This is a genomic window from Streptomyces sp. AM 2-1-1, assembly GCF_029167645.1.
In the GTDB taxonomy this organism is placed as follows: Bacteria; Actinomycetota; Actinomycetes; order Streptomycetales; family Streptomycetaceae; genus Streptomyces.
Map to the genome: position 1 here is coordinate 3372953 of NZ_CP119147.1, position 23982 is coordinate 3396934.

Sequence of the window (23982 nt, forward strand, 5' to 3'; positions counted from 1 at the left end):
GCCCGCGACCCTCTCCTTCGCCGGAACCCCGCGCCGCCCCGAGGAAGGACCCCCCTCGTGACCCCCGCTTCCGCTGCCGCGGCAGTCCTCGACACGGGCGACACCGCCTGGCTGCTCGTGGCCGCCGCGCTCGTCCTGCTGATGACTCCGGGACTCGCCCTGTTCTACGGCGGCATGGTCCGCGCCAAGAGCGTCCTGAACATGCTGATGATGAGCTTCGTGGCGATCGCCCTGGTCACCGTCGTCTGGCTGGTCGCCGGCTACTCGCTCGTCTTCGGCGAGGACTCCTTCGGCGGGCTCATCGGCGGTCTCGGCCACCTGGGGCTCGCGGACATCGGCCCCGGCGACCTGACCGGCGGCGTCCCCACGCTGCTCTTCGCCACCTTCCACCTGACCTTCGCGATCCTCGCGGCGTCGCTGATCAGCGGGGCGGTGGCGGACCGCATGCGGTTCGCGGCCTGGGTGGCGTTCGTACCGGTGTGGGCCCTTCTCGTATACGTTCCGGTCGCGCACTGGGTCTGGGGCCCGGGCGGGTGGATCACCCGGACGCTCGGCGCGCTGGACTTCGCCGGGGGCCTCGTGGTGGAGATCGCCTGCGGGGCCTCGGGGCTGGCGCTGGCGCTGCTGCTGGGACCGCGCCTCGGCTTCAAGAAGGAGGCCATGCGCCCGCACAACCTGCCGATGGTGATGCTCGGTGCGGGGCTGCTCTGGTTCGGCTGGCTGGGGTTCAACGGCGGCTCGGCGCTGCACGCGGACGGTCTGGCGGCGGCCTCGGTGCTGAACACGCTGGTCGCCGGGTCCACCGGGCTGCTCGGCTGGCTCTTCGTCGAGCAGAAGCGCGACGGCCACCCGACCACCTTCGGTGCGGCCTCCGGGGCGGTCGCCGGCCTGGTGGCGATCACGCCCGCCTGCGGCACGGTCGGGGTGATCGGCGGTGCGGCGGTCGGTCTGGCGGCGGGGGTGGTCTGTTCGTACGCGGTGGCCTGGAAATTCCGGTTCGGCATCGACGACTCGCTGGACGTGGTGGGGGTCCACTTCGTCGGGGGCGTCGTCGGCACCCTGCTCATCGGCGTGTTCGCCACCGCCACCATGACCGGCGGTCGGGAGGGCCTCCTCTACGGCGGCGGGGTCGCCCTGCTCGTCGAGCAGGCGGTGGCGGTGCTCGTGGTGGCCGCGTACACCTTCCTGATGACGTACGGGATCGGCAAGGTGATCGACCGGCTGATGGGGCTGCGCGCCTCCGGTGACGACGAACTCGCCGGCCTGGACCGGACGGTGCACGCGGAGAGCGCCTACGATCACGGCGTCCAGGCCCACGCCTCGCCCCAGCCCCACTCCCAGGCGCACCACTCGGCACCGCACTCCGTTCCGCACACCAAGGACAGGACTCCGCCCTCATGAAGCTCATCACCGCGGTCGTGAAGCCGCACCGCCTCGACGAGGTGAAGACCGTGCTGGAGGAGCTCGGTGTGCGCGGTCTGACCGTGACGGAGGCCAGCGGTTACGGGCGTCAGCGCGGCCACACCGAGGTGTACCGGGGCGCCGAGTACCGCGTGGATCTGGTGCCCAAGATCCGTATCGAGGTCGTGGTGGAGGACGCCGACGCGGACGCGGTCGTCGACGCCGTCGTCCGCGCGGCCCGGACCGGCCGGGTCGGCGACGGCAAGGTGTGGATGGTCCCGGTGGAGAGCGTCGTACGGGTCCGGACGGGCGAGCGGGGCCCGGACGCCCTGTGATCCCGGCGTGGGCGGCCGGGCGGGCCGGCCCGGCCCCGCTGATCCGGTCCGGCTGACCCCGCCCCGTCGCCCCGCCCCGGTCAGCGCGCGGGAGCCGGTGCGGCGACCGGGGCGGCGGCAGCGTCCAGGACGCCGAGGAAGGCCGTGACGGTACGGCTCATCGCCGTGCGGCCGGGGCCGAGGTAGCCGCGCGGGTCCACGGCCCGGGGGTTCTCGGCGAGGTGGGCCCGCACCGCGCCGGTCATGGCGGTGTTGAGCGCCGTACCGATGTTGATCTTCGAGAGACCGCCGGTGACGGCCTGCCGCAGCTCCTCGTCGGGTACGCCCGAGGAGCCGTGCAGCACCAGGGGGAGGTCCAGGGCCTCGCTCAACCGGCCCAGCAGGGCGTGGTCGAGGCGGGCGGTGCGGGTGGTCATGGCGTGGGAGCTGCCGACCGCCACCGCGAGGGCGTCGACACCGGTGGCGGCCACGTAGGCGCGTGCCTCGTCCGGGTCGGTACGGGCGCCGGGGGCGTGCGCGTCCAGCGGCGCGGCCCCGTCCTTGCCGCCCACCTGTCCGAGTTCCGCCTCCACCCACAGGCCGTGCTGATGGGCCCAGAGCACGGCGGCCCGGGTGGCCGCCACGTTCTCCTCGTACGGCAGCCGGGACGCGTCGAACATCACCGAGCCGAACCCGCAGTCGGCGGCCTGGTGGAGCAGCGACGTGCTGTGCACGTGGTCGAGGTGGAGCGCCACGGGGACGCCGGCGGCACGGGCCGTTTCCAGCGCGGCGCGGGCCAGCGGTCCGGGGCGGCCGTGGTGGAACGCCACCGCGTTCTCGCTGATCTGGAGGATCACCGGTGATCCGGCCCGCTCGGCGCCCTCGACGATCGCTTCGGCGTGCTCCAGGGTGATGACGTTGAAGGCCGCGACGGCGCGGCGCTCGGCGGCTGCGGTGGCGACCAGGTCGCCGGTGGCTGCGAGGGGCATGGGCGTGTCTCCAGAACGGTGTGGTGCCGGTCCCGGTCGCCGTCGTGGACGGTGCCCCGGCCCGCGCGTGGACCTCGTGTCAGGCGCTCAGGCGCTCAGGCGTCGTGGAGGACCACCGAGCGCGTCAGGTGACGCGGCCGGTCGGGGTCGAGGCCGGCGGCGACCGCGCGGGCGACGGCGAGGCGCTGGACCCGGATCAGATCCGCGAGCGGGTCCAGCCCGCTCTCCACCCAGCGCGCCCCGGTGGCGCGCACCTGCTCCGCCAGGCCGGTGGGGGCCGGGCCGAACATCCAGGTCGCGGTGGTGTCGGTGGCGATGCTGATCGGGCCGTGGCGGTACTCCATCGCCGGGTAGGACTCGGTCCAGGCCAGCGAGGCCTCCTTCATCTTGAGCGCCGCCTCGTTGGCGAGGCCCACCGTCCAGCCGCGTCCCAGGAAGGAGAGCTGGGTGGCGTCGGTCAGGCCTTCGGGCAGCGGTTCGGCCAAGGCGCTCTCGGCGTCGCTCACCGCGGCGTCGGTGTGCAGTCCCAGGTGGGCACGGAAGAGGGTGAGCGCGGTGGTGGCGAACCGGGTCTGCACCACCGACTCCTCGTCCGCGAAGCCGAGTTCGACGAGGTCGTCGGTGACGGCGCGCACGGCGGCGCCGGGCACGGCGGTGACGGTGACGGTACGGGTGGTGCCGTGCGACCGTCCGAGCAGTTCCAGCACCTCGGTGGTGGTACCGGAACGGGTGAGCGCGACGACCCGGTCGTAGCGGCGTCCTGTCGGGAACTCGGAGGCGGCGAAGGCGTCGGACTCCCCGAGGCCGTTGCTCTCGCGCAGCGCCGCGTAGGCCTGCGCCATGTAGAAGGAGGTGCCGCAGCCCACGACGGCGATGCGCTCGCCGTGGGCGGGGAGGGCATCGGCCCGTACGGTCGCCAGCTCGGCGGCACGCCGCCAGCAGTCGGGCTGACTGGCGATCTCGGCTTCGACGAAGGTCACGGGGGTGCGCTCCTGGGTGACGGGGGATGCTCGGCCGGCCGGTCCCGCGCGCACGGCCCTCGGGCCGACACGAGGAGACGCGTGCTCTTTTCTGCACGTTAGCGGCTCTCAGCGAGCATCTTCAAGCATGCGGGGATGCCTTTCTTTCACCGTTCGAGCATCTCTTCTCCCTCGTGACACGCTGGTCCCCGTCCGGTGGGCTCGTCCGGCCCTTCCCCGGGGGAGCCCGGCCGCCACCCCCGCACACCCCCACATCCGAGGAGAGCGCCTGTGTCCAGGGACGCCCGGTGGAACGCCCTGCTGGAACTGCTCGCCGCCCACGGCCGGGTGGAGGTGGAGGAGGCCGCGACGGCGCTGGAGGTGTCGGCCGCGACCATCCGCCGGGACCTGGACCAGCTCGCCGAGCAGCAGATGCTCACCCGGACGCGGGGCGGCGCGGTCGCCCACGGGGTCTCCTACGAACTCCCGCTGCGCTACAAGACGGCCCGCCACGCCCCGGAGAAGCAGCGCATCGGCCGCGCCGTCGCCGATCTGGTGCCGGTGGGCGGCGTGGTGGGCCTGACCGGCGGCACGACGGTCACCGAGGTCGCGCGCGGGCTCGCCGTACGGGCGGACATCGGCGGCGACGGCACGGCCGGCGGCGGTGCTCCGCCCGCGCTGACCGTGGTCACCAACGCCCTGAACATCGCGAACGAGCTGGTGATCCGGCCGCAGATCAAGACCGTGGTGACCGGAGGAGTCGCCCGCCCCCAGTCGTACGAGCTGACGGGACCGCTGGCCCACGGGGTGCTGGAGGAGATCACGCTCGACGTCGCCGTCCTGGGCGTCAACGCGATCGACGTGCGGGACGGTGCCTACGTCCACCACGAGGGCGAGGCGGCCGTCAACCGGCTGCTGGCCGAACGGGCGCAGCGGGTGGTCGTGGCCGCCGACTCCTCGAAGATCGGCCGCCGGGCCTTCGCCCGGGTCTGCCCCCCGCACCGGATCGACGTACTGGTGACCGACACCGGCATCTCGGACGAGGACGCGGCCGCCTTCCGCGAAGCGGGCGTCACCGTCCTCGCCGTCTGAACCGGGCGCCGCCCACCGCGGAACGGCGCTCCCCGCGCGGCGGACGGCCTTCCCGCACCGGAAGGGCGCCGCGCCGTTCGAGTGAGGAAAATAAAATTTTCCTCACTCCGAAAAAGCCCCCCGCAGGCCCCGGTTCACCACGCCCCGTACCCCTCCGGTCACCCGGAGGTCTCGTCGGCACGTGTCACCACCGCCTCGCCGCTCCGCCGTGCGTCGACACCACCCGTACGCCCTCCGTACGCCACCCGCATATGACGGAGGATCATAAACGCGCATACATGGTCGAGAGTGTGCAACTGCCGTTCCCGAATTCACACTTACTTATCCGCCCCATGTAAGATCAACTGACTTCCAGTGGGCTGATGGCGTATGGGGGGCGTCCCGTGAGGGGCGGCATCCTCGGCCCCGACTTCGGAGGGGCATTCCCTGCATGGCGCGGTCCAGGGCTCGTCGAGCCAGGGGATGCGACCGGCACGGGAACGTCAAGCCGTATCCGTAGCCATGGCACTTGAAGTGAGTCTCATGACATTTCCACAGGACGCTGTCCTCTGGGCACTGTTGGTCGTAGCACTGGTCGCCGTCGGCGCGGTGCTGCGGGCTCGTAAAACCAATATCAGGCTGCGCAGGCAGGCCTCCGAACTCAGAGCCGAGCGTGAAGGGCTCTGGCGGCAGCGTGACGAGTGGCAGGCGGCGCAGACCGGCCTCCTGCACCGGCACGCCGCGGAGCTGGCCGACGTCCGCAGGGACGCCGAGGAGGAGACCAAGGCCGTCCTCAAGGCGGCCGTGCGTACCCTTCAGGGTCTCGCCGACCAGCAGCAGGTCGTCATCGAGAAGGCCCAGACGAAGTACGGCGACGACCCGCAGATCCTCGCCGACCTCATGGCGATCGACCACGCCAACAGCCAGTTCGGACGCCGCGCGCAGGGCATCGCCGTGCTCTGCGGTGGCTGGCTCGGCCGCCGCGAGACCGTCGCCTCCGTCTTCGACGTGGCCCGCAGCGCCCAGGGCCGCATCCGGCACTTCGACCGGGTCCGGATCAACGGGCAGGTGAACTTCTCCGTGGTCAGCAAGGCCGTGGAGCCGGTCGCCGTGGTCCTCGCCGAACTGATGGCCAACGCCACCAACTACTCCGCCCCCGGCACCCCGGTCGAGATCAACATCCAGGCCGTGCCCTCGGGCGTCTGCCTCATCGTCGACGACGCCGGTCTCGGCATGGGCCAGGAGGAGAAGGACCGCGCGGGCGCCCTCCTCGACCCCCGGGCCGAGATCAGCGTCTCGAGCCTGGGCATTCCCCCTCAATTCGGGTTCGCCGTCTCCGGCCTCCTGGCCGCCCGGTACGGGTTCAAGGTGTCGGTGGACTCCGTATCCCCCTACGGAGGTGTACGCGCGGTGATCCTGCTCCCCGACGAGCTGCTGACCGGCGACGTGCCGCCGGCCCCGGTGCCGGTCACCCGGGACACCGCGGTGCCGGCGGCCGCGCCGCCGCTCCCCGGCCGGTCGGCCCGGACCGCGCCGACCCCCCTGTTCCCCGACGCCGTACGGCACGAGCCCGTCGCCCCCGCCGCGACGCAGCCCACCACCACGGCGGGCGGCCTGCCCAAGCGCCGCCGCCAGAGCCCGGTCTCCGTCCTGCCCACGGCGACGGCGGAAGCGGCCCCGGCCGAAGTGCCGCCGGTGCGCAGCAACCAGGAGACGGCCTCCCGGCTGGGCGCGTTCCAGCGGGGCACCAGGTCCGGACGTGACACGACGACGATGGAAGGACCCGAGAACCAGTGAACCCCGACCTGTCGTGGGTACTCGACGACGTGCTCCAGGTACCCGGCGCCCGACACGCGATCCTCGTGTCCGCCGACGGCCTGCTGCTGGCCAGTTCGGCCGACATCGGCCGTGACGACGCCGAGACCGTCGCCGCGGCCATGAGCTCGATGCAGTCGCTGAGCCGGGCCGTCGCTCCCTTCATCGGCACCCGGACGCCCGGCCAGTGGCGGCAGACGCTGCTGGAGTACGAGGACGGCTGGATCTTCCTCATAGCGGCCGGCAGCGGTGCCTACCTGGCCGCCGCGGCGGCCGCGGACGTGGACATGGAAGCCATGTCGTTCCGCATGCAGCAGCAGGTCGGCGCGGTCGGAAAGGCGATGACCACACCTCCTCGCCAGACGGCGGGAAGCGACGCATGACGGCCCGGGGCGAGGAAGAGGCCGTCTCCAGCGGATTCGTCCGCTCGTACGTCATCACCGGCGGGCGCGGTCTGCCCGACGCGGATGCGCTCTCCCTCGTCACGCTCGTCACCATCGCGCCGGACCGGGAGATGCCCGCCCACGCGGGCCCCGAGGTCCGGGCGATCTGGGAGCTGTGTTCCGGCGGCTACCTCTCGGTCGCGGAGGTGGCCGGCCATCTCCGGCAGCCCGTGGGGGTGGCCCGGCTGCTGCTCCAGGATTTAGCGGAACAGGGTCACCTGATCCGGCGCAAGGCACCGCCGGCCGCCCAGCTCGTCGACCGGAAGATCCTCGAAGAGGTGTTGCATGGACTCCACGTCCGCTTCGGCTGAGAACATCTATGTGCCGGACGCGGTGCAGCGTGCGGCGAAGATCCTCGTCGTCGGACACTTCGCCGTGGGCAAGACCACGCTCATCGGCACGCTCTCCGAGATCGCCCCGCTGCGGACCGAGGAGCGGATGACGCAGGCCGCCGCCCACCTCGACGACCTGCGGAGCGCTCCCGGCAAGGAGACCACGACGGTCGCCCTGGACTTCGGCCGTCTGACCCTCAGCGACGAGCTGGTGCTGTACCTCTTCGGGACCCCGGGGCAGCAGCGGTTCGTCCAGTTGTGGGAGGACATGGCCCGCGGGTCGCTCGGCGCGCTGCTGCTGGTCGACCCGGGCCGGCTGGCCGACACCTTCCCGGTCATCGACCTGGTCGAACGGTACGGCCTCGAGTACGCGGTCGCGGTGAACAGCTTCGACCCGGCGACGCAGCACGCCGAGGACGAGCTCCGCGAGGCGCTCGACCTGCTGCCGGACACCCCGGTGATCCACTGCGACGCCCGTGACCAGAAGTCGTCCGCGAAGGCCCTGATCACGCTGGTCCAGCACCTCCTCACCCGCGTCGCCTGACCCTCCCCGCCCCTTCGAGCCCCACCCTTTGACGGGCCGACCCCGGCCCGCACTCACACCGAGGAAGAGACATGGACCCGTCGCCGGGATCCCACCCGCACGGCGCCCCCTCCGGGTGCCCGATGCACCAGGGCCAGCAGACGTCGCTCTACGGCCCGGAGTTCGCGGCCGATCCGCACCGCGTGTACGAGGCGCTGCGCGCCCACGGGGCCGCGGCACCGATCGAGCTCTCCCCCGGTGTGGAGGCCACCCTGGTGGTCCAGCACGAGGCGGCGCTCCGGGTCCTGCAGAACCCGTCGCTCTTCGCGCGGGACTCCCGGCGCTGGGTCGCGCTGCGCGAGGGCCAGGTGCCGCTCGACAGCCCGGTCCTGCCGATGATGGCGTACCGCCCCAACTGCCTCTTCACGGACGGCACCGAGCATCTGCGGCTGCGCAAGGCGGTCACCGAGAGCCTCGCCCGCCTCAACCCCAGCCGGCTGCGGCGGGACGTGGAGCGCATCGGTGACTACCTCGTCGACCAGTTCATCGAGCGGGGCAGCGCCGACCTCCTCGGCGACTACGCGAAGCTGCTGCCGCTGCTCCTCTTCAACCAGCTCTTCGGCTGCCCCGGCGACATCGGCGACCGGCTGACCCGCGACATGTCCGCCATCTTCGACGGCCACGACGTGCTGCGGGCCAACGCCCGGCTCACCGAGTGCCTGATGGAGCTCGTCTCGCTCAAGCGGCGCCAGCCCGGCGAGGACATCACCTCCTGGCTCATCCAGCACCCGGCCGGTCTCACCGACGAGGAGCTGAAGGACCAGCTCGTCATGTTGATGGGCGCGGGCGTCGAGCCGGAACGCAACCTGATCGCCAACGCCCTCCTCGCCATGCTCTCCGGCGACCCGGGCCAGAACGGTCATCGCGGTGGCGGGCTCCTCGTCGAGGACGCCATCGACGGGGTGCTCTGGAACAACCCGCCGATCGCCAACTACGCGACGCACTTCCCCGTCCAGGACGTCGACCTGAACGGCATGATCCTGCGCGCCGGTACGCCCGTGCTGATCAGCTTCGCCGCGGCCAACACCGACCCCGACCTGAGCGCCGCGCGCGAGACCATGGCCAAGGGCGCCCACCTCGCCTGGGGTGCCGGACCGCACGTCTGCCCGGCGAAGTCCCCGGCCCAGCTGATCGCCCTCACCGCGATCGAGAAGGTCCTCAACTCCGTGCCGGACATCGCTCTGGCGGTGCACCCCTCGGCCGTCGAGTGGCGGCCGGGGCCGTTCCACCGCGCGCTCACCTCCCTCCCGGTGGTCTTCACCCCGACGGCCGCCCGTCACGCGGTGACGCACCACCAGGCGACTGCCGCCCCCCGCACCGCCCAGGAGGCGGTCCAGGTGACGCCACGTCACCACGCGGCCGACACGCCGAAGAAGAGCAAGGGGTGGTGGAGTTCCTTCCTCGACGTCTTCCGCGTGTGAGGCGCACGAATTGACCATTCCTGAGGCATATACCTGTGACATGGACAACACGGATGGTCGCATGCGTGGGACATGCACATGGGTAGGTTCCGGGCGGTAACCATGAGCCCAGGACAAGGAACTCTCCGTGAGCGCGAGCAGTGGCATATCCAAGCCCGTCGTCGATCGCCGGGCCTTGATCTCGCTCCTGAGGAAACTCAAATCACCGGACGGGCAGGGGGACCCCTATCCCCTGCTCGCCGAGTTGAGAGCCATGGGCGACGTCGTCCCCGCTCCGTGGGGCGGGTACTTCGTCACCGGTTTCGACGCGGCGAACCAGGTGCTCAAGGGCCGCGGCTGGCTGGCCCCCGACTTCGCCTGGCAGGAACGACAGGAGGACGCCGGGCGCTGGGACGCCGTCGCCACCCAGGAGATGACCAAGACCCTCGCCCGCCTCAACGCTCCCGAGCACACCTGCCAGCGGCGCAGCCTCGGCAACCTCTTCGACCGGTCGACGATCGAGCGCCTCACCCCGCAGGTCGAGGAGCACACCGGACGGCTCCTCGACGACCTCGCCCGGGCGCTCGAAGGGGGCCGCGAGGCCGACTTCGTCTCCCTGGTCGGCGACCGGCTCCCCATCTCCACCATCGGCGGGTGGCTCGGCATACCCGCCGAGGACTACGACCACATCCTGGAGATCACCCACAACCAGGTGCACGCACAGGAGTTGCTGCCCAACCGCAGCGAGCTGGCCATCTCCGCCGACGCCACCTCCCATCTGCGCACGTACTTCACGCAGATGGTGCGGGAGCGCCGCGACCGGCCCCGCAACGACGTCCTCACCGGCTGGATCCACACCTGGGACGCGCGCGAACCGGACCGGGAGACGGCCGACGAGATCCTCTACCGGCTCACCATGTTCGTCACCCTCGCCTCCCTGGAGACCACCGCCACGCTGCTCTCCTCCCTCGTGTCCCTGCTGGCCGGCGACCCCGAGCGCTGGGCGACGCTGCGCGCCCACCCCGAGCGGATCGACGACGCGCTGGAAGAGGTGCTCCGCTACGACCCGCCGATCCACATCAACACCCGGGTCGCCGCCGGGGAGACCGAGCTCGCGGGCGTCACCGTCCCGAAGGACGCCATGGTCCACGTCATGTACGGGGCGGCCAACCACGACCCGCGCCGCAACGAGGACCCCTTCACCTTCGACATCGGCCGCCGGGGCACCCACCTCACCTTCGGCGGCGGAGTCCACTACTGCCTGGGCGCGGCCCTCGCCCGCCTGGAGGCCCGTTCGCTCCTCGTCCGGCTCCTCGACCGCTTCCCGGACCTCCGGGTCACCACCCCCGCCACGTACGCGTCCCGGATGGTCTTCCGGCGCGTGACCTCCCTCGGCGTGACCACATGAATGTGACGGCATGAAACTCCCCCTCTCCGACTTCCTCGCCCCCTACGGGCGGCGCACCGGCACGGTCCGCACGCACCGCGACGGCCCCGTCCTCCGGGTGGAGCTGGACCGGCCCGAGGAGGGGAACGCGGTCAACGAGACGATGCTCGACGACCTGCTGGGCGTCCTCGCGGTCCCGGACCCGGAGGTACGCGTCCTCGTCCTCGGCGGTGCCGGGCCCGACTTCAGCCTCGGCGGCGACCGCAACGAGTTCGGCGACTGGCTCGACGAGGACCCCACCGGGCGCGGCATCCGGATCGCCGCGGACAAGGCCCGCCGCGTCTGCGACGCCCTCAGCTCCCACCCCGCGGTCACCGTCGCCCGCGTCCAGGGCAAGGTCATCGGCGCCGGCCTCGCGCTCGCCCTCGCCTGCGACCTGCGGGTCGGCGCGGACACCACGACCTTCCGCCTCCCCGAGCTGGCCCTCGGCCTGCCCACCGCCTGGGGCGGTGTGCTCCCCAGACTGATCAACGAGACAGGCGCCGCCCGCGCCCGTGAACTCATCCTCACCGGCCGCGTCTTCGACGCCCAGGAGGCGTACGGGCTCTCCGTCCTCCAGAAGGTCGTGCCCGAGGCCGAACTCGACCGGGCCGTGAGCGACTGGACCCGGCCGATCGTCCGCCGCCCCGAGGCCGCCCTGCGCGTGACCAAGGCCCTCTTCGCCTCGTACGCGGCCCCGACCCGCCTCGCCGACCCGTCTCTCCTGGACGCCGAACTCCTGGCCTCGGTCGCCGCAGCCCACCACCACGCCCGCAGCCGCGGCACCGGCGAACGCGGGACCCGGCCGCGGTGAACGCGCGCCCGGGGTGAGCGGGCGAGGACCCTGTCCCGAGCGTCCCTTGCGCTTCCGCGCCCACCGTAGTCGGGTACTCCCATGACCTCCGTGATACGCCACCTCACCGTCGGCTGCGCCGATCCGTACGTCCTCGCCGGCTTCTGGGCCGCCGCGTTGGGCGGCTCGCTCGCCGAGGACGACTTTCCGGGGGACCCGGAGGCGACGGTCACGGCCGGCGCGCACGCGCTGCTCTTCGTCGCGGTCGAGGAGGAGAGAGCCGTGAAGAACGGACTGCACCTCGACCTCCAGCCCCAGGACCGCACCCGGGACGAGGAGGTGGACCGGCTGATCGCCCTCGACGCCACACTCCACGAGGACCACCGCAACCCCGACGGCACCGGCTGGGTCACTCTGCTCGACCCCGGGGGCCACGCGTTCTGCGTCGAGCGCGGCGCGGCCGAACGCGCGGCGGGCTGACGGCGGGCTCCTCACCGCCCCGCGGGGTGTTTCCGCGCCACCGTCGTGGCCGGGAGGAGGTCCGGGCTGCCGCTGACGGCCCTGCGCAGGGCGGCGGTCCTCTCGCGGATCTCGGGGAGCTTGGCGTACAGCGCGTCGCCGGGGCAGTCGGTGCCGTAACTGTCACGGTGGCCCGAAATGACCTGCAGGTCCGCGGAGTTGCCCTTGGGGTAGAGGCTCTCGCTGTTGGTGGAGACGAGGACCACCTCACCGCGCGGGTCGGTACCGGGGCGCAGCTTCCACGCGGCGATGCGCTCGATGGCGTCGAGCATGGGCTGCGGTACGGGGGTGGCCGGGTCGGTGAAGGTGCCGAGGGCGGCTATCCCGACGGTGTCCGCGTTGAAGCCCTTGGTGTGGGCACCGCGCACCGGGCGGGTGGTTCCGCCGGCGCGGCCTTCGTAGATGGTGCCGCAGCGGTCGACGACGAAGTTGTAGCCGATGTCGTCCCAGCCCTCGTCGTTGACGTGGTCGGACTGGACGGCCCGCAGCATCTCGGGGGCGTCGTCGCAGTCGTACCGGTTGCCGTTGTTCGTGTGGTGGATGAAGACGGCGCGGGCGGCTCCGGTGTACTGCGCCTCCTCCTTCACGATCGACTCGTCGGCGTGCCAGGCGGCGCGGCTGACGATCGCGGGCTGGGCGGGCACCCGTATCCGCTCCGGGGCGACGGCGGCGCGCACCGGAGGGGGGTGCCCTGTCGGACCGTCCCGGAATATCAGGAAGGCCAGCGACAGGAGTACGGCTCCTATGGCCAAGCGGCGGGACCACATGAGGTCCACCCTGCGTCGCCCCGCCGCACTTCGCAGGGGGGCCGGGCAACCGGGTGACGCGAGGGCCGGACCCGGAGGCCACCGCACCCCCGCTGACCTGCGGGGTCGTACGGACCAGGGCCGCCACGTCCGCCCCGGGCCCGGCTTCACCAGGTCTCGCCGCCCCGGTCCGCCCGTGCTCCCCCGGCTCCCGCCCCCGGGCCTTCGCGCCGCCCCAGCAGCCACGGCGCCAGCAGCGGGAACACCAGGACGGAGACCATCGCGGCGCCGACCAGGGCGGCGCCCTCCCCGCTGCCGATCACCTTCTCGTCGAGTCCGATGGTGGTGATCGCGACGACGAGCGGCAGGCAGGTGGCCGCGTACAGGGCCAGAGCCCCGCGCTCCGCGCCCGAGGGCAGGTCGCGAGGCGCGAGGAGGTACACCGGGCCGCCGCGCACCAGCAGGAAGAGGAGCAGGAAGACCGGGAGCAGCGCGAGGGACCGTCCGCCGTCGAGCAGGGCCGCCAGGTCGAAGTCGATGCCGGTGACCACGTAGAAAAAGGGCACGAGGAAGCCGAAACCGATGGCTTCCGCCTTGGAGAGGATCACCTCGCTGCTCTCCGGCACCGAGCCCGTCAGGACGAGTCGGGTCAGCATGCCGGCGGCGAACGCGCCGAGGAGGGTGTCCAGGCCGAAGAGGTCGGACAGGCCCAGCATCGCGGCGAGCAGCAGCATCACGAAACGCACCGCGAACTGGGCGCTGCTGTGCAGGGTCCGGGCGACGATCCGGCCGAACCAGGGGGGCCGGGGCCGGGACGCCCACCACACGGCACCGGCCGTCACCACCGCGAACAGGATCAGCACCACGCCCGCCGCCCCGGGGCTCCGCCCGCTGAACAGCAGGGCCATCGCGATGATCGGGCCGAACTCGCCGACGGCGCAGAACCCGGTGACCACCGTCCCGAAGCGGCCCTCCAGTCGCCCCGAGTCCCGCAGGATCGGCAGGACGGCGCCGAGCGCGGTGCTCGTCAGGGCGGTGCCGATGACCAGGCTCCGGGCCAGGTCCCCTCCGTCGACCGCCAGGGAGACGCCCAGCCCGAGGGCGAGGGAGATCAGCCAGGCGCCGCCGGCCCGGCGCAGCACCGGGACGCCGACGTCGCCGAACCGGATCTCGTATCCGGCGAGGAAGATCAGCATCGACAGGCCCAGGTCGGAGAGGGCGTCGATCACCTGGTCGTGGTGGGCCAGGCCGAGGACGTCCGGGCCGACCACGATCCCCAGCAGGATTTCGAAGATCACCACGGGCACGGAGAGCAGCCGTGAGACGGAGGCGGTGAGCAGCGGCGCCAGGGCGGCCATGGCCATGATCAGGACGAGGGTGCCGGGGTTCTCCACCGTTCGCATCCTGCAAGAGCTGGCCGCCCGAGCCCGGGACGAACACGCCCCGGACGGGAACGGTCGGACACGGCCCGGCGGGTCGGTCCACCTGGTTCGGGCAGAAGGCGTCCTTCGCCGGACGCCGTCCCGTGGTGAGGAAGGTGGTCACGGTCCGGTCGCCGCAGGCGTTGCCGTTGCCCAGGTACATCCCGTGGCCGCCCTGTCCGACGGTGACCGTGCGGGCCTTCGCACCGAGCGCCGCGCGCATCCGCAGGGCGCCGCCGTAGGGGGTGGCGGGGTCGCGGAGGCTCTGGATCATCAGGATGTTCGAAGGGCCGTCGCCGGTGAGCGTCACCGGCCGGTCGGCGGGCGGGTGCGGCCAGAACGCGCAGGGCGTGATGTTGGCGGGCATCCCCGCGGTCAGCGGGTACCGCTCCCGGTCGGCGGCGACCTCCGCCCGGTACCCCGCCACGTCCGCGGGCCACCGCACGTCGTTGCGGATCACCGCGACCATCAGCGCCGCGTCCTGGTCCGGCAGCGGGTGCGCCGGCTCCGGCGGCAGGACGGGCACGGCGTCCGGGTCCCGCACGGCCCGCACCAGCGCGGCGAACCCGGCGAACGCGTCATCGCAGTAGAGGGCGTTCCGGAGCGCCTGGCGCAGGCCGTTCCCGGTGAGCGGGGCGCCCGGGACGCTCGACTCCCCGGGCGCGCGGTCGAGTCGGGAGGCGAGGTCCAGGACAGGCATCCCGGCGCGGTCCGTCGGGCGGCCGCTCCGGCGGACATCACCCGTTCCCCCGCCCCCGCGTGCCGCCACCACCCCGCCCCGCTTTCAATGACATGTCGTCCCGGAGGTGTCCAGGAGGCCCCATGCCGTCGTCGCCTGCCCCGCCGTTCGTCCCGTCCCCGCGTCGTGAGCGGGCGCCGCACCCCACGGGCCGGCCGCGCCGCCTCGGCGGGTGGTGCGCACGGCACTCCGTGGGCGTGCTCCTGCTCTGGGCGGTGGCGCTCGCGGGGCTCCAGGGGCTGGTCCACGCGTACGGCGGTGACTACTCGGACGACTTCTCGCTCCCCGGCACCCAGTCCCAGGACGGGCTGGACGTCCTGCGCGCCCACGCGCCGTCCGCCGGCGGTCACAGCGCCCAGATCGTCCTGCACGACGGCGAGCCCCTCACCGACCTCTCCGACCAGGTCTCCTCGGCGGTCACCGGCCTCCGGAAGCTGCCCGACGTCCTCGTGGTCCAGAACCCGCTGCCACCGCCGGGCAGCACCCCTCCCCCGCCGCCGACCGGTACCCCGGACACCGGCCCGCTCTCCGCGGACGGGAGGACGGCGTACGTCACGGTCCGTTTCGACGTGCGGCCCTCGACGCTCGGCGCCGAGTACCTGCACGGGGTGGACCGGGCGGTTCAGCCGCTGCGTGCGGCGGGGGTGCGCGTGGAGTACGGGGGCCCGCTGGGCGAACTCGCGCGGCCGGGGGCCGGCGACCGCACCGGCGAGGCGATCGGTTTCGGGGTGGCGTTCCTGGTGCTGCTGATCGGCTTCGGCAGCCTGCTCGCCGCCCTGTTGCCCCTGGTCACGGCGGTGTTCTGCGCGGTGGTCGGCGTGGCGCTGCTGGGGCTGCTCGCCTCGGTGTGGACCTTCGCCACGGTCTCCCCGACGCTCGCCACGATGATCGGTACCGGCGTCGGCATCGACTACGCGCTCTTCCTGGTGACCCGGCACCGGCAGAACCTTCTGGACGGCCGGGATCCGGCCACCGTCGCCGGGAACGCCGCCGCGACCAGCGGGCGCGCGGTCCTGCTCTCCGGCTGCACGGTGGTCCTCGCGCTCTCCGGCCTCTGGGTCTGCGGTATCGGCTTCATCGGCAGGCTCGGACTGGCCGCTGCCGTCACCGTCGTCACGGCGGTGATCGGCGCCCTCACCCTGGTCCCCGCGCTCCTGGGGCTGATCGGCCGCCGCATCGACCGCCTCCGGGTCCGTACCCCGGTCGCCGAGACGGACGCCACGCCCGGCGGGAACACGCGCGGCGGGAACATGTCCGGCGGGAGCACGCACAGCGGTTGGCACCGGTACGCCCGGCGGGTGGAGCGGCGTCCCTGGTGGTTCCTGGCGGGCGGGGTGGTGGTGCTGGCGGTGCTCGCCTTCCCGCTCCTCTCCCTCCGGTCGGGGCACATCGGCGACGGGGCGGACCCGGAGTCGTTCACCGACCGGCGGGCCTACGACCTGATGTCGTCCGCCTTCGGGCCCGGTTCCAACGGCCCGCTGACGCTGGTGATCGACCGGAGCGACGTGCCGCAGGCGGACCGGCCGGCACTCGCCTCCCAGGCGGGCAAGGCCCTCACCGGGGTGCCCGACGCGGCGACGATCACGCCGCTCACCGCCACCTCGGACGGCGACGTGCTGACCGCGACCGCCTACTCGGTCGCGGGCCCGCAGGACGAGCGGACCACCGCGCTCACCGACGACCTGACCGACACCGTGCTCCCGAAGGCGGTGGAAGGCTACGAGGCCCGGACGTACGTCACCGGCACCACCGCCGCCCAGGTCGACTTCCTCGGCGTCGTCGCCGGCCGGCTGCCGCTGGTCGTCGCGGTGGTGGTGGCCCTCGCGTTCCTGGTGGTCCTGGTCGTCTTCCGGGGTCCGCTCGTCGCCGTGAAGGCCGCGGTTCTCGGCGTGCTCTCGATCTCCGCCTCGTACGGGGTCGTGGTCGCCGTCTTCCAGTGGGGCTGGGGCGGACCGGCGCTCGGTGTCCCGGGGGACGTGCCGATCGAGAGCTACGTCCCGGTGATGATGTTCGCGATCGTCTTCGGGTGGGGCATGGACCACGAGATCTTCCTGCTCTCCCGCATCCACGAGGCGTGGCTGCGCACCGGTGACCCCCGGGGGAGCGTCGCGCACGCGCTGGGAATCACCGCCCGGGTCATCACCTGCGCGGCACTGATCATGGTCAGCGTCTTCGCGGCGTTCCTGATCAGCGACAGCATCGTGGTGAAGATGCTGGGCCTCGGCCTCGCCGCCGGCGTGCTCATCGACGCGTCGGTCGTCCGCCTGCTCCTGGTGCCTGCCGTCATGACCCTGCTCGGCCGGGCCGCCTGGTGGACCCCCCGGTGGCTGGACCGCGCGCTGCCGCGCCCGGGCACGGAGGGAACCGCCGGCCGGAAGCCCTGACACCTGTCGCGGGAGCCGCCCGGAGAACGACGAAACCCCCGCCCACCGGTCGCGCGGACCGGAGGGCGGGGGCGCTGTCGTGCGTGGCGGGTCGTGCCGGAGCGCTTACGCCGCGCGGTTGGCGCGGCGCACCGCGGCGGCGGCGCGGGCCTCCGGCGTCGCCAGGTCGGTGCGGCGGGGCCGGCCGGCACCCGAGCGGGCACCCGCGCCAGGACCGCGGCCACGGCCCATGAAGGCCCCGCCCCGCGACTTGCCGGAGGACTTGGCGCGCTCGGACGGCGGGCTGCTGATGACGACGGGGACGCCGGACGGGGTCCGGGCGCCGGTGATCCGGCTCAGCTCGGCCTCGCCGGACCGGACCTGGGCGATCTGCGGGGTGATGCCCGCGTCCATCATCAGGCGGGACATCTCGCGTCGCTGGTTGGGCAGCACCAGCGTGACCACGCTGCCGGACTCGCCGGCCCGCGCGGTGCGCCCGCCCCGGTGGAGGTAGTCCTTGTGGTCGCTCGGCGGGTCGACGTTCACCACGAGGTCGAGGTTGTCGACGTGGATGCCGCGCGCCGCGACGTTGGTGGCGACCAGCACGGTGACGTGCCCGGTCTTGAAGCGGTCCAGGGTGCGGGTGCGCTGCGGCTGCGACTTGCCGCCGTGCAGCGCGGCGGCCCGGACGCCGCTGGCCAGCAGGTGGTCGGTGAGCCGGTCCACCGCGTGCTTGGTGTCCAGGAACATGATCACCCGTCCCTCGCGGGCGGCGATCTCCGTGGTGGTCGCGTACTTGTCGGCGCCCTGCACGTAGAGCACGTGGTGCTCCATCGTGGTGACGGCACCGGCGGCCGGGTCGACGGAGTGCACGACCGGGTCGTGCAGGTAGCGCCGGACCAGCAGGTCGACGTTCTTGTCGAGGGTGGCCGAGAAGAGCATCCGCTGCCCCTCCGGGTTGACCTGGTCCAGCAACTCGGTGACCTGCGGCATGAAGCCCATGTCGGCCATCTGGTCGGCCTCGTCGAGCACCGTGATGGTGACCCGGTCCAGCTTGCAGTCACCGCGCTCGATGAGGTCCTTGAGCCGGCCCGGCGTGGCGACGACGACCTCGGCACCGCCCCGCAGCGCGCTGGCCTGCCGGCCGATCGACATGCCGCCGACGACGGTGGCGAGCCGCAGCTTCAGCGACCGGGCGTACGGGGTGAGCGCGTCGGTCACCTGCTGGGCCAGCTCACGGGTGGGCACGAGGACCAGGGCGAGCGGGCGGCGGGCGTCCGCACGGCGGCCTTCGGTACGGGCCAGCAGCGCGAGGCCGAAGGCCAGCGTCTTGCCGGAGCCGGTACGGCCGCGCCCGAGGACGTCGCGTCCGGCGAGCGAGTTGGGGAGGGTGGCCGCCTGGATCGGGAACGGCACGGTGACGCCCTCGGCGACGAGCGTCGCCTTCAGGGGCGCGGGCAGCTCCATGGCCTCGAAGGTCTCGATCGCCGGGAGACCCGGGTTGATCGTGACCGGCAGGGCGAACTCGCTCCGGCCCGCGGACGGCCTGCGGCTGCCCTGGCCACCGGAGCGGCGCGGTCCGCCGCCGGAGCCGGCGGGGCGGCCCCCGCCGGAGTACCTCGAGCCACCGCCGAAGCCGGATCCGGAACCGCCGCCGAAGCCGGAGCCACCGGAACCGGGGCCACCGGAGCGGGTGCGGGAAAACCTGTCGTTCGAGCGGGGCGTGCGATCGCGGTTCATGCAGAACCTTTCCTCGATGGGCACGTATCGAGGGATTCTCTGTGCAGAGCGACGACCGACAGGGCGCCCAGAATCGCAAGAACGAGCCGATGAATGAAACACAAACGGAAACAGGAGAACCGGAATCGGAACTCCTGTTGAAGAACGGGAAACAACGGGCGGACGGACGTGCTGACAATCCGGTCCGCCGACATCATCCCGCAGCGTCGGCCGGGAACGCCAACGAGCCGGGGCCCGCACCCCTAGGTGCGGGCCCCAGCTGCGTGGAACGACTGTGCGAGATCAGGCGGGAACGATGTTCTCGGCCTGCGGGCCCTTCTGGCCCTGCGTGATGTCGAAGTTCACCTTCTGGCCCTCCTGCAGCTCACGGAAGCCCTGGGCGGCGATGTTCGAGTAGTGGGCGAACACGTCCGGGCCGCCACCCTCCTGCTCGATGAAGCCGAAGCCCTTTTCCGAGTTGAACCACTTCACGGTTCCAGTAGCCATGTCAGTCTCCTTGGGGGCATAACCCGCGGATGCGCACTGTGCGCATCCAACGTCGCCGCGATGATTACCCCGTCCGGGATGAATACCGGAAATACAAACCGCACCCCGCCGGCATACAACTGGCAAGAGCGCGTGAAGTTCTTGGGAACCACAACTGCAACTGGATCAACCGTAGCACGATGCAAGCGAAAGGGGGCGGTACGTAATTACGCTCCGCCCGGGGTGTCATAAATTCTCCTCGCGCATTGTCCGCAAATCTGCTTCGACGGAAGCAGATATTCAGGATCCACCGGACCGAACGGACCCGCCGGACCGAACGGACCCCGCGGACCCAACGGACGAGTCGGACCGGCCGGCCCCGTCGGGCCGCCCGCCGCCCGGGGAGGTGCGCAGCTCCTCGTTGAGCCGGAGCGCCTCTTCGAGCTGGTCCTCCAGGATCACGATCCGGCAGGCGGCCTCCACCGGCGTCCCGCTGTCGACCAGCTCGCGGGCGCGGGCCGCGATGCGGAGCTGGTAGCGGGAGTAACGGCGGTGGCCGCCGCCGGACCGCAGGGGGGTGATCAGCCGGGCGTCTCCGAGCGCCCGGAGGAAAGCGGGCGTCGCGCCGATCATCTCCGCCGCCCTCCCCATCGTGTACGCGGGGTAGTCGTCGTCGTCGAGGCGGTCGACGACGTGCGGTGTGGCTTCCGGGGGCATAGCACCTCTTCCGGGACCGCGAGGGAGCGGGACCGGGGGGCGGCCTGTCCGCTCCCCGGGGACGCTGGCGAGTCCCAGAACACTTGTGTCCAGATCAGTCACGTCTATCGTAGCCGCGACAGTTTTTCCCGTCTCGTGGAGCGAGGCTTTCTGCCCCTCCCGCACGGATCGGGCAGCTGCCCGGGCGCGCCACGCGGCGTGGCCCGGGCCGGAGGCCGGCCCTGTGGGAGGGGCGCCCACCGCCGGCCCGCGCGCACCCCGGCGACCGACCGTTCGTGCGAACTGATCCGGGCTACCGGTCAGTTGTCGCCGGAGCCGGGGGCGGTCCATAATGCACGCGTAGCCCTTCGCGCATCCCCCGTCGTGAAGGGCTACGTCATGTCTCCGGCCCGAATCCGGCCGCGCCCGGGGCGACTTCGCGCGACCGCCCCGGTGCCGGGCCGCCCGGCGGAGCTCGCGCCGGACCGGCCGCCGCCGTCCCTCCTCCCTCCACCGGCTCCCGCTGCGTTTGCGGGCCGTACGCCCAGCCGGTTACGTGGAAGCGTCACGAGTCCGGGCCGCGCGCACGGGTCCGGCCGGCGCCACCAGGAGGGACAGGCAGATGTCCGGAAAGAGCTCCCGGAAGTCCCCGGAGGCCGGGACGTCCGGCACGGCCGGGGCGGCGGGCCCGTCCAAGGCGCGCCTGCTGCTGAAGATCGGTACCAGCACTCTCGCCGTCGTCCGCGCGGTGAAGCGGGTGCGCCACGTCACCGGCCGGGCCGACAAGCTGATCGCGGCCGACGCCGTGGCGGGCCTGCTGCCGATGATCACCGCCGTCGCGATCGTCGTGCGTCAGCTCCGGCGTAAACCGCACGCCGCCCACGCCACTCATTAGGGCAGTTTCCCGGGCAGGGAGGGCCGTCGGGCACGGGATCCGGCGAAACCGCCCCGGTGAGCCCGTCCGGCCGGGTACGACTGGTCCGTGTCCACCTTCGAGATCACCACCGCGAGCGCCGACGACATGCCCCTTCTCGCCGCCTGGGCCCACGAGGAGGGGTGGAACCCGGGCCTCGCCGACGAGGGGCCCTTCTTCGCCGCCGACCCGTGCGGGTTCCTCTTCGGCCGGCTCGACGGTGAGCCCGTCACCTCGGTGTCGGTCGTGCGCTACGGCTCCGGCTACGCCTTCCTCGGCTTCTACCTCACCCGTCCCCATCTGCGCGGCCGGGGATACGGGCTGTCGACCTGGCGGGCGGGCACCGCGCGCCTGAGCGGGCGCACCATCGGGCTCGACGGCGTACCCGACCAGCAGGACAACTACCGCAGGTCGGGTTTCCGTACGGAGTGGCGGAACGCCCGCTACGAGGGTTTCGTGGCGGCAGGGACCGCGCTGCCGCCGGGCCTGCGCCTGGTCGACGCCCGGACGGTGCCGTTCGAGCGGCTGGCCGCGTACGACCGCCGGTTCTTCCCCGCGCCGCGCGACGCCTTCCTCGCGGCGTGGATCACCGCCCCGCGGCGGGCCGCGCTCGCGGTGGTGCGGGAGGAGGACGGCGCGGTCGAGGGGTTCGGGGTGTTGCGCGCCTGCCGCGCGGCCTCCCGGGTCGGCCCGCTGTTCGCGGGTTCGCCGGAGGTGGCGGCGGCGCTGCTCGGCGCACTCGCGGCCACCGCGCCGGGGGTCCCGGTGGCGATGGACGTGCCCGACATCAACCCGGTGGCGGTGCGGCTGGCGGAGCAGCTGGGGCTGACCCCGTCGTTCGGGACGGCCCGGATGTACGCGGGGCCGGTGCCGGAGTTCGACCGCTCCGGCGTCTACGGCCTCACCAGTCTGGAGCTGGGCTGACGCACGGGTCACCGGCGCCCCGGACGGTCAGCGGCGTGGGCGGGGGTGGGGATGCGGTCCCGGGCCCGCCGCGAGCCGGGGTCCGGTGACGGGGCGGGGGCCGTCGATCAGCTCCGGTCCGGTGGGGCGGAAGGGCCTGCCCCTCCGGGTGGAGCCGGCCACCGGGCCGTCGAGACCGACGTCCTCCCGGATGCGCGAGGCGAGGACGGCGATGTCGTCGTCGGCGCCCTCGCCGAACCGGTCCAGCGCCGCGTCCAGCAGGTCTTCCAGGTCGCCGCTCTCCGGCATGGTGAGCGTGGAGAGCCGCCGCAGGGAGACGTCGATGTCCTCGCCCCGGCGTTCCACCAGCCCGTCGGTGTACATGAAGAGGACGGTGCCGGGCGGGCAGGGCACGACCTCGGTGCGGTAGCCGCCGAAGCCCATGCCGAGCGGGGGCCCGGGGTTCACCGGTATCACCCGGGAGCGGGGCTGTCCCGGATCGATGAAGACGGGCGGCAGGTGTCCCGCGCTCGCCACCTCGCAGGTACCGGCGAAGCGGTCGACGACGGCGAGCAGGCAGGTGGCGGCCCGGTCCAGACCCGATCGCTGCACCATCGCGTCGAGCTGTTCCAGGATGCGGTGCGGGGGCAGGTCCTCGCCGGCCAGCAGCCGCAGCAGCGAGCGGTAGTGGCTCATGGCCACCGCCGCGTCGACGCCGTGCCCCATGACGTCCCCCATCGCCTTGAGGTGGCGCCCGTCGTGCAGCGGGACCACGTCGAACCAGTCGCCGCCCACCACCGCCCCCCGGTCGGCGGGCAGGTAGCGGGTGGCGACCTCCACGTGCGGGTGGGATCCGCGGGGTTCGGAGAGCAGCGACGCCTGGAGTTCGCGGGCGATGGTGTGTTCGCTGGCGTAGCGGCGGGCGTGGTCGAGGTCGACCGCGGCCCGGCCGGCGAGCTGCCCCGCGACGAGGACGTCCTCGTCGTCGAAGGGCTCCGAGTGTTCCGAGCGGACCAGGCTCAGCACTCCGAGGGACGCCCCGCGTGCGGCGAGCGGCACGACGAGGGCGGAGCGCAGACCGGAGGCCCGGTAGGCGGCGATCAGTTCGGCGGTGGCGCCGGAGCGGCCGAACTCGCTCCCCTCGCCCAGATCCTTGACGACGGGTTCACCGGCCGCGATGCACTGGGCGACGACCGCGTCCTCCTCGAAATCGATGTAGTCGCCCGTGTGGGTGAAGAGCTCCGCTCCCGCCCGGTACTCGGGGGCGGCGGCGAACCCGGCCCGGCGCATCCGCAGGATGCCCGGCGGGGCGCGGCGGACGGTGTGCCCGATCTCGGGCGGGAAGACCTCCACCGCGGCGAAGTCGGCGAGGGCGGGGACGACGAACTCGGCGAGCTCCCGGCAGGTGGTGTCCATGTCGAGGGTGGTGCCGATGTGGACGGCTGCGGTGGCGAGGAGGGCCAGGTGCCGGCGGGCGCGCACCAGCTCCCGCTCCTCGTTCTTGACCTCGCTCATCTCCACCAGGACGGCGACGATTCCGAGCGGCACGCCGTCGCGCTCCAGCCGGTGGTAGGCGGCCTGCCAGTAGCGCTCCTCGTGGCGCGAGACGCTCCAGGTCTGGCCCCGGGTCACGGTCTCGCGTGGTCTCCCGTCGCGCAGGACGAGCCGCATGACGTGGGTGCGGGCGTCGAGGTGGGGCAGCACCTCGCGGACCGTGCGGCCGAGGTGGGCGTCGGCGGAGAGGCCGTTGAACCCGGCGAGGGCCGGGTTCACGTAGGCGTAGCGCAGGCGGGTGTCGAAGACGGCCACTCCGGCGGGGCTGCCCTCGGCGAACGCGGCGAGCGCGGCCAGCTCGGCCTCGGGGACCGTCGCGGGCGGCTGTGCGCCGGATCTGCCCTCCACCGGAGTCTCCCGCCGTCGCTCGGCCCGCCCGCTCGTCACCCGCGGGGTT

The 23982-nt window shown here is 72.8% G+C and carries 23 protein-coding genes and 1 pseudogene; 15 read left to right on the forward strand and 9 right to left on the reverse strand.

What is annotated here, in order from left to right:
- Positions 1-57 precede the first annotated feature (57 nt).
- On the forward strand, positions 58-1401 hold the full coding sequence (locus tag PZB77_RS14450) for an ammonium transporter (protein ID WP_275493006.1): 1344 nt from the start codon (positions 58-60) through the stop codon (positions 1399-1401).
- Positions 1398-1736 carry a P-II family nitrogen regulator gene (locus PZB77_RS14455; RefSeq protein WP_275493007.1) on the forward strand — a complete coding sequence of 113 codons (339 nt, stop codon included), beginning with the start codon at positions 1398-1400 and terminating at the stop codon, positions 1734-1736. The genes PZB77_RS14450 and PZB77_RS14455 overlap by 4 nt, the downstream gene beginning before the upstream one ends.
- A gap of 80 nt (positions 1737-1816) precedes the next feature.
- Here PZB77_RS14455 and PZB77_RS14460 read toward each other — a convergent pair whose 3' ends face one another.
- Positions 1817-2704: a class II fructose-bisphosphate aldolase gene (locus PZB77_RS14460; RefSeq protein ID WP_275493008.1), complete on the reverse strand. Its 888-nt coding sequence runs from the start codon at positions 2702-2704 to the stop codon at positions 1817-1819.
- A 95-nt stretch (positions 2705-2799) separates the two neighbouring features.
- Positions 2800-3684: a sugar isomerase gene (locus tag PZB77_RS14465; protein WP_275493009.1), complete on the reverse strand. Its 885-nt coding sequence runs from the start codon at positions 3682-3684 to the stop codon at positions 2800-2802.
- Between the two features lie 270 nt (positions 3685-3954).
- On the opposite strand from PZB77_RS14465, the gene PZB77_RS14470 reads away from it, so the two are divergent.
- The 9 genes from PZB77_RS14470 (at position 3955) to PZB77_RS14510 (ending at position 12006) form a co-directional block, all read left to right on the forward strand.
- Positions 3955-4755 carry a DeoR/GlpR family DNA-binding transcription regulator gene (locus PZB77_RS14470; RefSeq protein ID WP_275493010.1) on the forward strand — a complete coding sequence of 267 codons (801 nt, stop codon included), beginning with the start codon at positions 3955-3957 and terminating at the stop codon, positions 4753-4755.
- Between the two features lie 522 nt (positions 4756-5277).
- A complete protein-coding gene (locus tag PZB77_RS14475; protein ID WP_275493011.1) occupies positions 5278-6531 on the forward strand; it encodes an ATP-binding protein in 1254 nt (417 codons plus the stop codon).
- Positions 6528-6932 (forward strand): roadblock/LC7 domain-containing protein, encoded by a 405-nt coding sequence (locus tag PZB77_RS14480; protein ID WP_275493012.1) that lies wholly within the window; start codon positions 6528-6530, stop codon positions 6930-6932. Before PZB77_RS14475 ends, PZB77_RS14480 begins: the two co-directional genes overlap by 4 nt.
- Positions 6929-7303, forward strand: a complete 375-nt coding sequence (locus PZB77_RS14485; RefSeq protein ID WP_275493013.1) for a DUF742 domain-containing protein — start codon at positions 6929-6931, stop codon at positions 7301-7303. The genes PZB77_RS14480 and PZB77_RS14485 overlap by 4 nt, the downstream gene beginning before the upstream one ends.
- On the forward strand, positions 7278-7868 hold the full coding sequence (locus PZB77_RS14490) for an ATP/GTP-binding protein (protein WP_275493014.1): 591 nt from the start codon (positions 7278-7280) through the stop codon (positions 7866-7868). The genes PZB77_RS14485 and PZB77_RS14490 overlap by 26 nt, the downstream gene beginning before the upstream one ends.
- A 71-nt stretch (positions 7869-7939) precedes the next feature.
- A complete protein-coding gene (locus PZB77_RS14495) occupies positions 7940-9328 on the forward strand; it encodes a cytochrome P450 (protein WP_275493015.1) in 1389 nt (462 codons plus the stop codon).
- Between the two features lie 253 nt (positions 9329-9581).
- On the forward strand, positions 9582-10715 hold the full coding sequence (locus tag PZB77_RS14500; RefSeq protein WP_275496065.1) for a cytochrome P450: 1134 nt from the start codon (positions 9582-9584) through the stop codon (positions 10713-10715).
- 10 nt (positions 10716-10725) lie between these two features.
- Positions 10726-11547, forward strand: coding sequence for an enoyl-CoA hydratase/isomerase family protein (locus tag PZB77_RS14505; RefSeq protein WP_275493016.1), 822 nt, complete (start codon positions 10726-10728; stop codon positions 11545-11547).
- Between the two features lie 81 nt (positions 11548-11628).
- Positions 11629-12006, forward strand: a complete 378-nt coding sequence (locus PZB77_RS14510) for a VOC family protein (RefSeq protein WP_275493017.1) — start codon at positions 11629-11631, stop codon at positions 12004-12006.
- 11 nt (positions 12007-12017) lie between these two features.
- On the opposite strand, the gene PZB77_RS14515 is transcribed toward PZB77_RS14510, so the two are convergent.
- From PZB77_RS14515 to PZB77_RS31245, 3 genes and pseudogenes are all read right to left on the reverse strand, one after another.
- Positions 12018-12812, reverse strand: coding sequence for a peptidoglycan recognition protein (locus PZB77_RS14515; RefSeq protein ID WP_275496066.1), 795 nt, complete (start codon positions 12810-12812; stop codon positions 12018-12020).
- A 146-nt stretch (positions 12813-12958) separates the two neighbouring features.
- Complete coding sequence (locus PZB77_RS14520; protein WP_275493018.1) at positions 12959-14185, reverse strand: cation:proton antiporter; 1227 nt, start codon at positions 14183-14185, stop codon at positions 12959-12961.
- Positions 14186-14345: 160 nt separating this feature from the next.
- Positions 14346-14579: pseudogene (locus PZB77_RS31245) on the reverse strand (alpha/beta hydrolase); the annotation flags it as partial.
- Between PZB77_RS31245 and PZB77_RS31250 the strand changes: the two are divergent.
- Positions 14491-14802 (forward strand): hypothetical protein, encoded by a 312-nt coding sequence (locus PZB77_RS31250; protein ID WP_343299865.1) that lies wholly within the window; start codon positions 14491-14493, stop codon positions 14800-14802. The pseudogene PZB77_RS31245 and the gene PZB77_RS31250 sit on opposite strands and share 89 nt — an antisense overlap.
- 232 nt (positions 14803-15034) lie before the next feature.
- The gene (locus tag PZB77_RS14530) at positions 15035-17335 is read left to right on the forward strand and encodes an MMPL family transporter (protein ID WP_275493019.1); all 2301 of its coding nucleotides are present in this window, start codon (positions 15035-15037) and stop codon (positions 17333-17335) included.
- Between the two features lie 105 nt (positions 17336-17440).
- On the opposite strand, the gene PZB77_RS14535 is transcribed toward PZB77_RS14530, so the two are convergent.
- From PZB77_RS14535 to PZB77_RS14545, 3 genes are all read right to left on the reverse strand, one after another.
- Positions 17441-19054: a DEAD/DEAH box helicase gene (locus PZB77_RS14535; protein ID WP_275493020.1), complete on the reverse strand. Its 1614-nt coding sequence runs from the start codon at positions 19052-19054 to the stop codon at positions 17441-17443.
- 282 nt (positions 19055-19336) lie between these two features.
- The gene (locus PZB77_RS14540; RefSeq protein WP_275493021.1) at positions 19337-19540 is read right to left on the reverse strand and encodes a cold-shock protein; all 204 of its coding nucleotides are present in this window, start codon (positions 19538-19540) and stop codon (positions 19337-19339) included.
- A gap of 279 nt (positions 19541-19819) precedes the next feature.
- Entirely contained in the window at positions 19820-20236 is a 417-nt protein-coding gene (locus PZB77_RS14545; protein ID WP_275493022.1) for a MerR family transcriptional regulator, read from the reverse strand.
- A 601-nt stretch (positions 20237-20837) separates the two neighbouring features.
- Here PZB77_RS14545 and PZB77_RS14550 point away from each other — a divergent pair.
- On the forward strand, positions 20838-21110 hold the full coding sequence (locus PZB77_RS14550; protein WP_275493023.1) for a hypothetical protein: 273 nt from the start codon (positions 20838-20840) through the stop codon (positions 21108-21110).
- A gap of 87 nt (positions 21111-21197) precedes the next feature.
- The gene (locus PZB77_RS14555) at positions 21198-22052 is read left to right on the forward strand and encodes a GNAT family N-acetyltransferase (protein WP_275493024.1); all 855 of its coding nucleotides are present in this window, start codon (positions 21198-21200) and stop codon (positions 22050-22052) included.
- Positions 22053-22079: 27 nt separating this feature from the next.
- Here PZB77_RS14555 and PZB77_RS14560 read toward each other — a convergent pair whose 3' ends face one another.
- On the reverse strand, positions 22080-23882 hold the full coding sequence (locus PZB77_RS14560; protein ID WP_275496067.1) for a SpoIIE family protein phosphatase: 1803 nt from the start codon (positions 23880-23882) through the stop codon (positions 22080-22082).
- Positions 23883-23982: the final 100 nt, after the last annotated feature.

Bases quoted from the DNA above. Each gene is read 5' to 3' on its own strand.
- PZB77_RS14455 (WP_275493007.1), top strand. From the start codon at position 1,398: ATGAAGCTCATCACCGCGGTCGTGAAGCCGCACCGCCTCGACGAGGTG.
- PZB77_RS14460 (WP_275493008.1), bottom strand. From the start codon at position 2,704: ATGCCCCTCGCAGCCACCGGCGACCTGGTCGCCACCGCAGCCGCCGAG.
- PZB77_RS14475 (WP_275493011.1), top strand. From the start codon at position 5,278: ATGACATTTCCACAGGACGCTGTCCTCTGGGCACTGTTGGTCGTAGCA.
- PZB77_RS14485 (WP_275493013.1), top strand. From the start codon at position 6,929: ATGACGGCCCGGGGCGAGGAAGAGGCCGTCTCCAGCGGATTCGTCCGC.
- PZB77_RS14490 (WP_275493014.1), top strand. From the start codon at position 7,278: ATGGACTCCACGTCCGCTTCGGCTGAGAACATCTATGTGCCGGACGCG.
- PZB77_RS14495 (WP_275493015.1), top strand. From the start codon at position 7,940: ATGGACCCGTCGCCGGGATCCCACCCGCACGGCGCCCCCTCCGGGTGC.
- PZB77_RS14500 (WP_275496065.1), top strand. From the start codon at position 9,582: ATGGGCGACGTCGTCCCCGCTCCGTGGGGCGGGTACTTCGTCACCGGT.
- PZB77_RS14505 (WP_275493016.1), top strand. From the start codon at position 10,726: ATGAAACTCCCCCTCTCCGACTTCCTCGCCCCCTACGGGCGGCGCACC.
- PZB77_RS14510 (WP_275493017.1), top strand. From the start codon at position 11,629: ATGACCTCCGTGATACGCCACCTCACCGTCGGCTGCGCCGATCCGTAC.
- PZB77_RS14515 (WP_275496066.1), bottom strand. From the start codon at position 12,812: ATGTGGTCCCGCCGCTTGGCCATAGGAGCCGTACTCCTGTCGCTGGCC.
- PZB77_RS31250 (WP_343299865.1), top strand. From the start codon at position 14,491: ATGTTCGAAGGGCCGTCGCCGGTGAGCGTCACCGGCCGGTCGGCGGGC.
- PZB77_RS14530 (WP_275493019.1), top strand. From the start codon at position 15,035: ATGCCGTCGTCGCCTGCCCCGCCGTTCGTCCCGTCCCCGCGTCGTGAG.
- PZB77_RS14535 (WP_275493020.1), bottom strand. From the start codon at position 19,054: ATGAACCGCGATCGCACGCCCCGCTCGAACGACAGGTTTTCCCGCACC.
- PZB77_RS14540 (WP_275493021.1), bottom strand. From the start codon at position 19,540: ATGGCTACTGGAACCGTGAAGTGGTTCAACTCGGAAAAGGGCTTCGGC.
- PZB77_RS14545 (WP_275493022.1), bottom strand. From the start codon at position 20,236: ATGCCCCCGGAAGCCACACCGCACGTCGTCGACCGCCTCGACGACGAC.
- PZB77_RS14550 (WP_275493023.1), top strand. From the start codon at position 20,838: ATGTCCGGAAAGAGCTCCCGGAAGTCCCCGGAGGCCGGGACGTCCGGC.